Annotated in this window: 10 protein-coding genes and 2 CRISPR repeat arrays (1 of these 12 cut by a window edge); of the genes, 9 read left to right on the top strand and 1 reads right to left on the bottom strand. The window is 38.8% G+C overall.

Features of this window, described 5'->3' with window-relative positions; all coding sequences use genetic code 11:
• Window positions 1-275: a CRISPR direct-repeat array (repeat unit 32 nt; unit sequence GTCGCACTCTTTATGAGTGCGTGGATTGAAAT); it reaches 489 nt to the left of the window's first position.
• Window positions 276-619: 344 nt separating this feature from the next.
• Genes cmr1 through JOE23_RS10360 form a run of 7 tightly spaced genes read left to right on the top strand, consistent with a single transcriptional unit; the run spans window position 620 to window position 7,982 of the window.
• Window positions 620-2,002, top strand: a complete 1,383-nt coding sequence (gene cmr1, locus JOE23_RS10390) for a type III-B CRISPR module RAMP protein Cmr1 (protein WP_204438200.1) — start codon at window positions 620-622, stop codon at window positions 2,000-2,002.
• The gene (cas10, locus tag JOE23_RS10385; RefSeq protein ID WP_204438199.1) at window positions 1,972-3,786 is read left to right on the top strand and encodes a type III-B CRISPR-associated protein Cas10/Cmr2; all 1,815 of its coding nucleotides are present in this window, start codon (window positions 1,972-1,974) and stop codon (window positions 3,784-3,786) included. Before cmr1 ends, cas10 begins: the two co-directional genes overlap by 31 nt.
• Entirely contained in the window at window positions 3,758-5,017 is a 1,260-nt protein-coding gene (gene cmr3 / locus JOE23_RS10380; RefSeq protein ID WP_204438197.1) for a type III-B CRISPR module-associated protein Cmr3, read from the top strand. Before cas10 ends, cmr3 begins: the two co-directional genes overlap by 29 nt.
• Window positions 5,017-5,928: a type III-B CRISPR module RAMP protein Cmr4 gene (gene cmr4 / locus JOE23_RS10375; protein WP_204438195.1), complete on the top strand. Its 912-nt coding sequence runs from the start codon at window positions 5,017-5,019 to the stop codon at window positions 5,926-5,928. Before cmr3 ends, cmr4 begins: the two co-directional genes overlap by 1 nt.
• A complete protein-coding gene (cmr5, locus tag JOE23_RS10370) occupies window positions 5,925-6,302 on the top strand; it encodes a type III-B CRISPR module-associated protein Cmr5 (protein ID WP_204438193.1) in 378 nt (125 codons plus the stop codon). Before cmr4 ends, cmr5 begins: the two co-directional genes overlap by 4 nt.
• Complete coding sequence (cmr6, locus tag JOE23_RS10365) at window positions 6,299-7,045, top strand: type III-B CRISPR module RAMP protein Cmr6 (RefSeq protein ID WP_204438191.1); 747 nt, start codon at window positions 6,299-6,301, stop codon at window positions 7,043-7,045. Before cmr5 ends, cmr6 begins: the two co-directional genes overlap by 4 nt.
• A 4-nt stretch (window positions 7,046-7,049) precedes the next feature.
• Window positions 7,050-7,982 (top strand): DUF6602 domain-containing protein, encoded by a 933-nt coding sequence (locus JOE23_RS10360; RefSeq protein ID WP_204438189.1) that lies wholly within the window; start codon window positions 7,050-7,052, stop codon window positions 7,980-7,982.
• Window positions 7,983-8,171: 189 nt separating this feature from the next.
• A CRISPR array of direct repeats spans window positions 8,172-8,795; the repeat unit is 32 nt; unit sequence GTCGCACTCTTTATGAGTGCGTGGATTGAAAT.
• Window positions 8,796-9,740: 945 nt separating this feature from the next.
• Here the strand turns inward: JOE23_RS10360 and JOE23_RS10355 are convergent.
• Window positions 9,741-10,658, bottom strand: a complete 918-nt coding sequence (locus tag JOE23_RS10355) for an aldo/keto reductase (protein ID WP_204438187.1) — start codon at window positions 10,656-10,658, stop codon at window positions 9,741-9,743.
• Window positions 10,659-11,192: 534 nt separating this feature from the next.
• On the opposite strand from JOE23_RS10355, the gene JOE23_RS10350 reads away from it, so the two are divergent.
• Window positions 11,193-11,732 carry a DUF4334 domain-containing protein gene (locus JOE23_RS10350; RefSeq protein ID WP_204438186.1) on the top strand — a complete coding sequence of 180 codons (540 nt, stop codon included), beginning with the start codon at window positions 11,193-11,195 and terminating at the stop codon, window positions 11,730-11,732.
• A 22-nt stretch (window positions 11,733-11,754) separates the two neighbouring features.
• On the top strand, window positions 11,755-12,525 hold the full coding sequence (locus JOE23_RS10345) for an SDR family NAD(P)-dependent oxidoreductase (protein WP_204438185.1): 771 nt from the start codon (window positions 11,755-11,757) through the stop codon (window positions 12,523-12,525).
• Window positions 12,526-12,836 lie beyond the last annotated feature (311 nt).

Raw genomic sequence — 12,836 nt, 5'->3', positions numbered from 1 at the left:
GATTGAAATACATCGACTATTGGTTCAGTTACAGCTGGATTTAAAGTCGCACTCTTTATGAGTGCGTGGATTGAAATCCTTTTATCAGAAAATCATCATCGATATTAGCCAGTCGCACTCTTTATGAGTGCGTGGATTGAAATCTCATTTGTGGGCAAGAGCAACGACAAGAGAGGTAGTCGCACTCTTTATGAGTGCGTGGATTGAAATGTGATCGGTTTGTCTGGATGGCTATTTACAAAAGTCGCACTCTTTATGAGTGCGTGGATTGAAATATTAGGGTCATAAATAAAGCGATCACCAGACCAAGTCGCACTCTTTATGAGTGCGTATATGAATTGTAAACTTCTTAAATATTGTTTGAAACCAAAGCTCCTAGCATTTCCTAACGTTTATTAGGCGCACCAATAGCACTATTTGGCTGAATAAAGCAGATGCTTCTTAAGCGTTTTTAGTTTTTTAATAATGAAATAAATTTAATGCAATACTATTGAATTGTTTAAGATACAAATAAAAAAGAGGAAACAGTCGATTGCTGTAGAATTAAGATAAATAACAGTTCTTTAAGACTGAGTATTTAGTATTGCTAGATATAAGTAATAAAGAAAGGAGATTACCAGTGAAATTATCACAAAACGTGCCTAATCTAACATTTGAAAAGTTAGAAGAAACTTTAAATACACTGAAAGAAAGGGCAGATAAAACGAAAGAGTCTTTAAACATCTCAATTATCACGCATATGTTTGGTGGTGGTACAAAGGCTGGAGAAGTTGATAAAGATATACCTGTTAGAGCAACTTCTATTCGGGGGAACTTGCGATTTTGGTGGAGAGCAACACGTGGTGCAAATTATACGAGTGTCAAGTCACTAAAAGAGGCGGAAGCAAAGATTTTTGGGGATACGAATCGACCTAGTGCTGTAAAGATATTGGTAAATGAAACTGGGGAAGCTAAATGGACCCCAATACTACAAAGAAAAAACAACAGAACATGGGAATTGCATTCAAGTCTATCTAAATATAAATATGTTCTCTTCCCCTTTGAAGATCGAAAAAGGGACAAACATCAAGATCATACTAATTATTTAAACGCTGACTCTCCTTATACATTTAAACTTCACCTTGAGTACATCCAATTTGAAGCGGATAACATAAATATAAGGGATGAGGTTCATGCCGCCTTATGGGCATGGATTAATTTTGGTGGTTTAGGAGCAAGAACACGGAGGGGGTGCGGAAGCTTATATTGCAAGAGCTTCTCTCCTCCAAAGGAAACTCAAACTCCTGAAACTCTAAAACAGTGGTTCGCCGATAGAGTAAAAAAATATAAGCTAAAAATAGACTCTACTTCGAGAAAAGAGTGGCCGACGCTACAACAAATATTTATCAAGTCTAGTAACTCTAAATTACTTAGTTCTCTTCAAGCTTGGCAATCTGTTGTCTCCCATTACAGCCAGTTTCGTCGCTTATCAAATGGGAAAAGAGGGAGAAGCCATTGGTCGGAACCAGACTCTATCCGCCATATGACGAGAATGGCTGAAGAAGGCCATAAAACCTCAGTTACGATAGAAAAAGAAGATGCGAATATTGCATTTCCAAGGGCTCAATTTGGGTTACCTGTAATTTTTCAATTCCATTCTAAAGACCGTCAAGACCCTTTTCCTACGATCCTTAAGCCAAGGGGAAAGGATCGTTTGGCTTCTAGACTCATTATAAAAGCGGTAGGCGTATCTGAAAGAAGTGCATTTCCTATTGTTGTTACACTAAACCAACCGGAAATAGAAGAAGTGGAACTCAGTTTAATGAAAGAAGTAAAAACTAAAAAACAAAAAGAAGTCAAAGAGCAATTAGACAAATACAAGGGCAAGCTTAAACGAGACGTCGTTTACCCTAAAAACTTAAACTATCAAAAATACCCAATGAAAGAATCTACTTCAGCTGTAGAAGCATTTATTAAAGAGGGGGGAAGTATATGGGAACGCGCCCTTCCAGAAAAACCTTGATGCTTTTTTCGATTGGTCCCGTACAGGAATTTATCGCTCAGGCTAGGAAGACAAGGGACCTTTGGTTTGGATCACATTTGCTATCAGAATTAGGAAAAGCAGCAGCGTTTAAATTAAGTAAGATAGAGGCTCATGTCATTTTTCCTTATGTTGAAAATCTCGAGAAGCTTGATGCTAAGGAAAAAGAAAAAATTAATTCGCCTAACCGGGTTATGGCCCTTGTAGATACAAGTGAACCCAAAGCGGTGGCACTTGAAGTAAAAGCTGCCGTGATTGAGAAGTGGATGAGTTATGCAAATGGAGCACGTGGTTTATTGGGCAGGGACATCAATCCAGCACTTTGGAAGCGTCAAGTTAAAGATTTGATTGAGTTCCATGCGGTTTGGATGGATTGTAAGGAAGAAGCAAACTATGCAGAGGTGAGACAAAAAGCTGAAGAACTGTTGGCAGCTAGAAAAACGCTTAGGGATTTTAAGCCGAACCAACCAAGTCATATGTATGGAGAAGTCAAATCTAGCCTTGATCCAGGTAGGGAATGTGTTCTTGAGAAACATCAATACAAGAGATACGCTCCATTGGGTATAAAGAAAGACGAATCATTAGATGCCATATCTCTTGTCAAACGTTTGTCTTTTCACTTGTCGCCAAATACTAGGCATTTTCCTTCTGTCTGTGATGTGGCGTTTAGCCAACTAAGGAGAAAAATAGAAAAAGACAATTTGTTAACTGATCTTGCGAAGAACTATCAAGAATGGGTTTGGAACAAGTATCCGAAGTTGAAAAAGCGTTTGTTTTCTGATTTATTCGATTCTCGGTTGTTTTATGTGACTCACATTAAAGAAATGGTGGAGGGAGCATATCCAAACAAAAATGAGCAAGAGCAGATCATAAAACTGATTGCACAGAAGTTAGAATCCTTTTATAAGGAAACTAAACTTAACTCTACTCCTTATTATGCCTTTTTGGTATGTGACGGTGATCAGATGGGGAGGGCGCTTCGGAACCTAAAAAACATTGAGGATCATCAAGCATTTTCCAAAAAACTATCAGAATTTGCCGCAAAAGCTCGAAAGATCGTAACGACAGACAAGCGTGATGAAGGCGAACTTGTGTATGCAGGAGGCGACGACGTGATGGCATACTTACCTTTGCATCGTTGCTTAGATGTGGCAGCTAAGTTACAGCAACTTTTTGGTGAGCTTATGAACGAAGCACTTCCGAAAGAAGTAGCGCGTCCAACGTTATCCGTTGGAATTGTCATTGCCCATATGATGGAACCTATGAGTGAAGTCCGTAAGTTAGCAATGGCTGCGGAAAAACAGGCAAAGCGCAAAAGAAATGAATTAGCTATTTTCTTTCAAAAGCGAAGTGGTGGAGACCGCATGCGCTTTAGTGTTTCATTTGATACTGAACCGACACGTAATATTAAGGAAATACTTAAGTTTTATTATAGAAACGTCATGTCGGTTGGAATCGCCCATGCTATACAGTCTTTACATACAGAATACAGTGGCCTTCTTCAAAATCAATTGGTAATGAGTGAAGAGAGGTTGGAAAAACTGTTAGAACAAGAGGTTAGCCGTCTCGTTTGGAAGAAACGGTCAAGCGGTATTGACGATGAAACGGTGAAAAGCTTTGAAACGTTTATCTTGGGACTAATGCGCAAAGGAAAGGGTTCTCCCTTAGAGCGCTTGGATCGTCTTGTTCAACAAATGATGGTTGCAATTCAATTAGAGAAAGCAGGTGATTTTACCGATGCGACAGATTCGAATTCGTCCACTTGACTCGTTAATGGTAAGAGATGGTCGCCCTTTCAAGGATAGTCCTGGAGCACGTGCATACAGCATGATGGATGTTGTACCTGGGGTGATAGCAGGAACTGTGCGAACGATGTTAGCAGAACAAGCTGCAAAATCTCCCCGAGTAGTAGATTATCATACATTTTCAAAAGTACCCGTATACGGCCCGTTATATGTTTGGAAAGGTAAGCCTTTCTTTCCGCTTCCAAGTGACATTGGATTTTATGAAGATGAGAATGGGGCACTACAAATGAATTATAGGCAACCTCAGCGATTAGTGAATGGACAGGGCTATCTTGGAATAGGGGACAAAGGGGAACATGAATCGCTTTGGCCTGCAAAAGTCATTCCTCAAATGGGTAAAGTGTCATCGATTGTCCCTGCTTATCTTTCTTTAGATTGGATGTCGCGCTGTTTAAGAGGAGATTTGTCTCCAAAATCTTGGACAAGTCCACTTGCCGAATGGCAGCAACTAGTAAGAGATAATAAACTGGATTCTACGGATAAGGATGTTCATTTTTTACCCCCTTTTGCCCTTGATGAGCGTGATCATATTGCGGTTGAATCGGGAACCAGAATGGCGAAAGACCAAGCGCTTTTTACGACACAATCCATCGTATTTCCACCGGATTTGGATATGCATGCCCGTGTCGAAATTCCGCAAGAAGCTCCTTGGCCTATGCAGTTGTCAACACTCCATTCTTTAGGTGGCAAACGACGATTGGCTCATTTTAGTGAAAGCCAAGATGATCAGTTTTGGCAATGCCCAGATGCATTAGAACAATCTTTAGATGGGGCACAGTATGTACGATTAGTATTAGCTACACCTGCTTACTTTGCAAAAGGTTGGAAGCCTAGGTGGCTAGATGATGAGCTTTGTACAAATGAAATTTTTGCAAAAGAAATAAGTCGTGAAGTGAAATTGCAATTAGTATGGGCGTGCATCTCAAGATGGCAGCCTGTTTCAGGATGGAGTTATTCTCTTAAACAACCAAAAGCAGTTCGCCGTATGGTTCCTGCAGGGAGTGTTTATTTTTTCAAGGTTACAGAAGGAAATCCAAGGGAGTTGGCGCGGCGAGGTTGGTTAAACACAGTCTCTGATGCAAATAGGCGTAAAGGCGCTTTTGATAAGGAAGATGGCTTTGGGCTAGCTTTATGGGGGACATGGCGACCAGATGAGAACGATATAGATAGTGAAAAGGAGTGTGAAGTTTAATGGAATTTAATTCGAGTCAATTGTTCTTTGTCCATTGCCTTTCACCGGTTCATATCGGGACTGGTGAAGGAGTGGGCTTGATTGATATGCCAATTATGCGCGAGCGTGTAACGAAATGGCCGTTAATTCCTGGTTCGACAACAAAAGGAGTTCATCGGGATTACTTTGTTCAACAAAGGGATAAGGAATCTTGGATTCGCACAGCTTTTGGTGCAGGAAAAGGAGAAGCGGATGCTGAAGGAAACGCAGGCTCTATTGTTATGTCAGATGCTCGTATACTTGCATTTCCAGTAGCAAGTTACTACGGAACGTTTGCCTATGTGACTTGCCCAATGGTGATCAAACGCCTTGAGCGTGATCTGGGAGCAGCCAACGTTTCGTACTTCTCTAATCTTATCGAAAAAGTAGAAGGTTGGGAGAAAAAACTATCAACTAATGAAGATAAAGCTTTAATTGGACATAGATGCGAAGTGACGGATGAAAACAATGAGAAGATTTATCTTGATGAATTTGAGCTATCAGTCGTAATTGATGGCACATTTGGAGAGTTAACAAACAGTTTAGCGAAATTGGTATTTAAAGATGACCATTTTTCACAAGAACTACTTGCCAGCAGGTTAGTGTTGGTTTCTGATGAATCTTTTCAGTATTTTGTGACACAATGCTCTGAAATTACGCCAAGAATCCGCCTAAAAGCGGAAGAGAAAGTAGTAGATGATGGTGCGCTGTGGTATGAGGAGTATCTACCGACCGAGACCTTGCTGTATGGTCTGATCTGGTGCGAAAAGATGGATCAAGTGAAAGAGAGCTGGAAAAGGCTTTCGAAGGGAAGAGTATTACAAGTGGGGGGTAATGCTACTGTTGGTAGGGGGCGTGTACGTTATTTATATACCGGAGGGGATTACTCATGAAATCTCTCGATGCCCATTATGCCAAGATTGCACTGCAAAGTATTCAGGAACTTGAAAAATCGGATGAAGCACTTAAAACTTCCTTTGGAAGCATGTGTCATCAGTTTCCATCCATGGTGAAATTAAACGGATTAAGGTTGACGGTCGCTTTTTATGAATCAAAGAAGGAAAACACGACTCATGCACATTATTTAGCAGGGCTCAAAGCAGCACTGGGGGTTAGCATTTCGGAGAATGACATACCTGAAAGAGGAGCAGAGTATCGGCGAATGACTGAACAAGCTTTGAGAGCATCAATTTGGTTTAAGCGATATGCAGAAGCGATTTTGATATGTTCTCCAACTTCAGATCCTGCCCGGGAGGGAGACGTATGAATGCCTACTTGACACTTACAAAGTATAAAGCCTCTCAAAAGAAGTCGGATTTACTTAAGCAGATAGATAATCCAGACGGAAAAAGTGCTTTTTTTGAGAAAGCTATACTCGATTTTAAAAATTATTGGGGAACAAAAAACGTTAGTTGGTATAAACAACGTTATGCTGCTTATGAGGATCACATCAAGTCAAGCAGTGATACAAATACGTCATTTTTCCTTAAAAGTAGTTTTCCTTTGATTATTGGTCAGGGTAATCCTTCGATACTTGAAACACACCTTACGTTGCACCCTATTTATGGAATTCCATATTTACCTGGATCTTTAATAAAAGGGGTTACAGCCCACTATTGTCATCAAGTATTAGGGAAAGAGGATTCTAAATTCAAACAAGGAGAAGAGTACGCACTCGTATTGTTCGGCTCACAAGAACAGGCTGGAGCAATTCACTATCATGACGCTCTGCCTACTCCAAAATCCATACAAAATTGCTTATCGTTAGATGTGATTACACCACATCATCAATCCTATAATCAAGGTCTTAATCAGGCTCCAAGAGACGATGATTCACCTGTTCCTGTGCCATTTTTGGCGGTTAAAGCTGATTTCAGGGTTGTCCTAAGCTGCGAGGGCCCCGTTTACGCTGAATGGCTAAATATAGCACAGAAAATTGTAAGCCATGCTGTGACTGAGATGGGTATAGGTGGAAAAACAAATGCGGGTTACGGAAGAGTGGAGGTATGAAACGGTGAGCAAAAATAAAAAGACAGTTACAGAAATGATCGCCGATAATTATAAAGAATTGGAACGTTCAATAGCCAGACAACTTCAAATCAACAGTCAGCATTCAGGGACGATAGGAGGATTCCGAGAAGAAGTTTGGAAATCTCTATTTGCACAAATTATTCCCAAAAAATTTTCAATAGCGCGATCGGTTTTTATCATTGATTCACAAGGACAGGTTTCCGCTGAAGTAGATTTGGCAATTTTTGATGAGCAATACACACCGTATATATTTAATTACGGGGAATTGAAATATATCCCAATTGAAGCTGTAGCGGCAGCTATTCAATGCAAGAGTACATCTTTTGATAAAAGTGATGTAGAGCCGTGGGTAGATAGCATTAATAATTTGAAAACCTCGCTCAAATCAATTGCTAGAATGTATTCAAATATGGCAGTGGGAGAATTTGAATATGTAGAAAATGAAGAAGGTAAATTCATTGTGCCTACTGAATCAAAATCTCCAAAGGAAATTTATCAAACCGGAACTAGGCCGATTTTGATTTTATGTCATATGAATCAATCCCTTTCTCAAAGAAGTACAATAAATGAAATTTTTGATATATTATTAAGGCCTAAAGGGGAGCGTTTGGAGGTCAGTTTTTATCAAGATCCGGAGGTGGCTGAACCTCCAATACTATCCAATTGGTATTTACGGTTAAATCATCATCAAGAATGTTATTCAGAATTAAGAAAGGAATGGAAAGGAAAACCTAGTGAACTTACATTGGATAATTATAAAGTGAACGATCCAGAAGATCCAAATAAAGAAATAGCTTTATTATCACTCATTTTCCAATTAAATCAATTACTGATGCTGATCAACAACCCTATACCGTTTCCACATATGGCTTATGTTGAGATGTTCAATTCAGGTTTAAAGAAGGACAAACAATAAGGTTTTTAAATTTATTGTTGGTGCGAACCCTAAGCGCACATAAAATCCCTAAGGCACCCGCACCAAAAAAAGAGCGAAATATGTAAAAGTATGTAATCGATTTAAAAATAATTATGTGTTTTTATAAAGGTAGAGCGAAATTTATCTTAAAAGCAAGGTTAAATTTCCTTTATATAGGAGAATTTCGCTGTCGCACTCTCTATGAGTGCGTGGATTGAAATAACCACGTTTTTAAAAACGTTAGCTGGGTTGATAGGGTCGCACTCTCTATGAGTGCGTGGATTGAAATTAATATTAACAGTGTTAAGCTAATAACTTGTAACGTCGCACTCTCTATGAGTGCGTGGATTGAAATATAACGAAAATAGAATTAACAAGAATAGAAGCTGTCGCACTCTCTATGAGTGCGTGGATTGAAATATCTCTATGTCTTCTAGGCGGTTATCAGTAAACTGTCGCACTCTCTATGAGTGCGTGGATTGAAATCTCATCGGATATAGGCATAGAAGGGGTTTGTTCGTCGCACTCTCTATGAGTGCGTGGATTGAAATTACTCTTTTTGCATCAAATGTGATCTCAGATCGCGTCGCACTCTCTATGAGTGCGTGGATTGAAATCCACACATTTTACAATCACAGAAAAATTAAAATGTCGCACTCTTTATGAGTGCGTGGATTGAAATACCATCCTTAACTACGCTAAATATCAACATTTAAGTCGCACTCTTTATGAGTGCGTGGATTGAAATTTCTGTTTTAAACTTTGGGACTGTTTGATTTGGGTCGCACTCTTTATGAGTGCGTGGATTGAAATCGGTTGTTACTTTGTATTGACAGGAGAATGTGGAATGGGGTTTATGCCATGGTAAAAAGCCTACCTCTTTCAAGATAGACTTTTGTACCTACTTATTATTATTTCAATCCATGCTTATAGCGATTGTGATACTAAATTATGATAAAGTCATTTAAATTAGAACTGAGTTTAAAATGATTCAAAGATAATTCAATAACAAGTAAGTACACCCATATCTGCATATAAATAGTGCAGAAAGAAAGTGATACGAGATGAAGTTAAATAAAAAACTGACAATGAGTGTAAAAGTAGATCTTCTCCTGCCAAACTTGAATTAAAAATAGCTAAAACAAGCGAAAAAAGAGTGAGTTAGCGAGAGTATGTAGCCGCCCGATATGAAAAAGTACATGTCAGGCTGCTATTTTTATACTTTAAAAGGGGCATTTCTGTAAGGAACTAAATTTGACTGAATTTTCTACGTCGATATAGCTTGTCTCCATTTTCTGTAGATAGACACTCACGAATTTCTTTCCTTTGTTCCTGATTCTTCATAGAAACAGTGTTGTTTTTCCTTCCTTCCCTTTGGAGCAAATATCAAGACGGGCACTCATGACATCTCATCTGTGCACCGGTATATGCGTTTCATTGAAGTATAATCATTCTCTGTTTTCATTTCACGCGACATTTGAATTTTAAATGTCTTTCTGTTCCTTATCTAATGAGATGTATTTTACATAAACTTCGATTTGTTTTTCTTTACTGCCGTAATCTGAATCAGCTGTTGGTTGTTTAGAAAGTGGTCGTCCATATCGTTCTGAAAGCTCAAAGAGGGGTGTCCTCATAAAAAGTTTAAATGAAATCTAAAAAAACAAGCATCATTCTGAACTGCATCTCCAATTGTTAGTCTCTAAGTCTAACAGGTGGAGAGCGCTCCATTCTTGATGCTTGTTTTTTATATTCTGACTTCTAAGGCAAACTATTACCTGCTGCTCGATAAAGTTCATACCATTCTTCACGTGTTAACTTCACATCACTTGCCTTAGCGATATCCGCAAGTCGTTTCGGGTTCATTGTTCCAACAATAGGTTGAATCTTTGCTGGATGTCTTAAGATCCATGCAATTGCTATGGCAGAAGCTGTCACGCCTTTTTTGTCTGCGAGCTCGTCTAGTTTAGCATTGACTTCTGGAAATTGTTCATTTCCGACAAAAACACCCTTGAACATTCCGTATTGGAAAGGGGACCATGCTTGAATCGTCATATCATTTAAGCGACTGTAATCAAGAATGCTGTTGTCATAATCAACGGCTTTGTCATGGACCATATTAACATTAAATCCAGCATCAATCATTGGTGTATGCATGAGACTTAGCTGAAGTTGATTGATGATTAAATCTTGATCTAGATATTTTTTTAGTAATTCGATCTGCATTGGATTTTGGTTACTTACACCGAAGTATTTAACCTTTCCACTGTCTTTTAATTCTGCAAAAGCTTCTGCTACTTGCTCTGGTTCAACTAGTGTGTCTGGTCTATGTAGGAGCAGGATATCAAGATAATCAGTATTTAGGCGTTTTAGGCTGCCTTCAACTGAACGGATAATGTGTTGCTTTGAGAAGTCAAAAAAACCTTTTCGAATCCCACATTTTGATTGAAGAACCATTTTTTCACGGACATCTACATTCATATTGATTGCGTCAGCAAAGACTTCTTCGGATTTCCCTCCACCATAAATATCTGCATGATCAAACAAATTAACGCCATGTTCTAATGCATTTTCAATAACATTGCGGGCTTCTTGTTTAGAGAGGCCACTCATACGCATACAACCAAGTGAAATTTCGCCAACTTCTAGATTGCTTGTTCCTAACTTGATAATGTTCATGTTATCTACTCCTTCCTTGAGTATAATCTTATTTTATCATGTTAAGATGAAATAGCGAAGAAAACGCTTTAAATTTATCTGACATATTTATCGCAGGCAACTCTTTGTAAAACGTTCGCCTCAAAATAGAGAGCAGAGCTCATCAAATTAGGTGGGAGCGAATGGACGCTAAACACCTGATTCACTCAACTTCCAATCCGCGGGAGAACAACAAAAACGGCACTTATTGAATATAAAAGTCTATCATCTTCAGGGTAGTATGTTATCTTATTCTCAAGTGATTCTAGTGAAGTGGATACGAGAAAAGGTTAGGTTAAATGACGATCTTTTAAGATTTATGAGCACGTTATAAATATAGAGTGGTCATGTGTATTATTGGGGGAAGTGAGGTGAACATATGTGAATGTGTTTTTTAAAAGCTGGTATCATCCTTCTATAAAATGTTAATATACTTGTATAGGTTGATGTTAAATCATTTTGTGAATGATAAGTTGATCGTAAAGCCATGTTATATGTTCTAAGGAGGGCACATTGATGTTTGACTCTGAAAAGTATAAAAGAATCATTGAACAAGGGGCGACCCAACAAGAAGCGTTTGCTTGGTTTGATCAGCTGGAAACAGTAAATTCAGCAGATATTTTAGGGCTGTGGAAGGGGATAGAAATCAAGACTGGTCATCCGTTAGAAGGCGTCTTATCAGCATCGAATTGGTTTGGGAAGCGATTTATCAATGAAGAACAGGTGTATCCGCTAGTTTGTTTGAAAAATGATGGGACGCTTTACAATGTCAATCCGTGGTTGCTTCCACTCGATTTGCCAATCGATAAACTGCCGTCAATATCTATTAAGCTAGGTATGAAATTATTTCGGCCTTTGTTAGCGACGGATAAAAGTTCAGCAAGAATAAGAATGACAAACTATAGAGATAAGACAAGTGCTAGTCTGATTTATGATGATAAAGCGATTATTGATGTATTTAGAAAAATTGATAATCAGACTTTACTAGGCGTAATGGATTTTAAGACGCGTAAAGTGGACAAATCTTATTTCTTTGTCTTAAAAAAAGTTCGATAATTAATTGAAAGGATTGATAAAAATGAATCGAGTAGCGATTGTAACCGGTGCGTCTTCAGGTATTGGAAGAGAGATTGTAAAAACAATTGATCGAGATTATCCGAATATTGATGAGGTTTGGGTGATTGCTCGCCGTAAAGACAGGTTAACACAACTGTCAGATGAAGTTTTTATTAAACTAAAAATGTTAGATTTGGATTTGGTGCAGTCTGAAAGTATTTCAGCTTTGGAGGCAACACTAGCAAATGAGAAGCCAAATGTAACTTTATTAGTAAATGCTGCTGGCTACGGTAAGTTTGGTAAAATTGGAGAACTTCCTCTAGAAGCGGAGCTAGGTATGGTTAAGCTTAATTGTGAAGCGATGACAGCAGTGACAAGTGTCGTCCTACCTTACATGAAATCGGGTGCTAAGATTATTCAAATTGCTTCATCAGCTGCTTTTGCACCACAGCCTAATTTTGGGATCTATGCAGCAACGAAAGCTTATGTGTTATCTTATAGCCGGGCTTTACATGAGGAATTAAGAGGTCGTGATATTTCAGTTACAGCTGCTTGTCCAGGTCCTGTTAAAACGGAATTCTTTGATGTCGCTGGTGAATCAGCACGTCATTCAGCCATCGCTAATTTGCCAAAGACAACACCAGAAGAAGAGGCGATTCATGTCTTGAAGGCGAGTCGGAAAGGAAAGGCAGTTTCGACGAACGGACCTGTCGCGACAGGCTTTAGGATCGCAACAAAACTATTACCTGTTGGTGTATTACTGTTAGCAATGCGCGCCATTAACAAGAAATAAAATTAGAATCTAATGATCAATGACGGCAAAATGGATATTTGTTGTTTTTAAATTCACCACTCCTTCGGCTTGAATGAGAATGTAAGGACTTCTTCTCGTTCAAGCCATAATAATCTTCGGTCTTTTCTACATATAGAGTGTCATGCTACGTTTTTATCACGCGTCTCAAAATAGAGAACAGCGCTCATCTATTTGGGCGGGAGATAAGGGATACTAATGTCCTGGCGCAACGACCAATCAGTGCGAGAAGAACGAGAATGTCGACTGATTGAAGACTCGTTTTATTAAAACTATCTATTCATTCTACTTCT

Origin of the sequence: Amphibacillus cookii (assembly GCF_016908375.1) — a bacterium.
Lineage (GTDB): Bacteria > Bacillota > Bacilli > Bacillales > Amphibacillaceae > Amphibacillus_C > Amphibacillus_C cookii.
This window is presented reverse-complemented; position numbering and strand designations above follow the sequence as displayed.

Coding starts and splice junctions, on each gene's coding strand:
- JOE23_RS10355 (WP_204438187.1), bottom strand. CDS start 10,658: ATGAACATTATCAAGTTAGGAACAAGCAATCTAGAAGTTGGCGAAATT.
- cas10 (WP_204438199.1), top strand. CDS start 1,972: ATGGGAACGCGCCCTTCCAGAAAAACCTTGATGCTTTTTTCGATTGGT.
- JOE23_RS10350 (WP_204438186.1), top strand. CDS start 11,193: ATGTTTGACTCTGAAAAGTATAAAAGAATCATTGAACAAGGGGCGACC.
- cmr3 (WP_204438197.1), top strand. CDS start 3,758: ATGCGACAGATTCGAATTCGTCCACTTGACTCGTTAATGGTAAGAGAT.
- cmr5 (WP_204438193.1), top strand. CDS start 5,925: ATGAAATCTCTCGATGCCCATTATGCCAAGATTGCACTGCAAAGTATT.
- cmr6 (WP_204438191.1), top strand. CDS start 6,299: ATGAATGCCTACTTGACACTTACAAAGTATAAAGCCTCTCAAAAGAAG.
- cmr4 (WP_204438195.1), top strand. CDS start 5,017: ATGGAATTTAATTCGAGTCAATTGTTCTTTGTCCATTGCCTTTCACCG.
- JOE23_RS10345 (WP_204438185.1), top strand. CDS start 11,755: ATGAATCGAGTAGCGATTGTAACCGGTGCGTCTTCAGGTATTGGAAGA.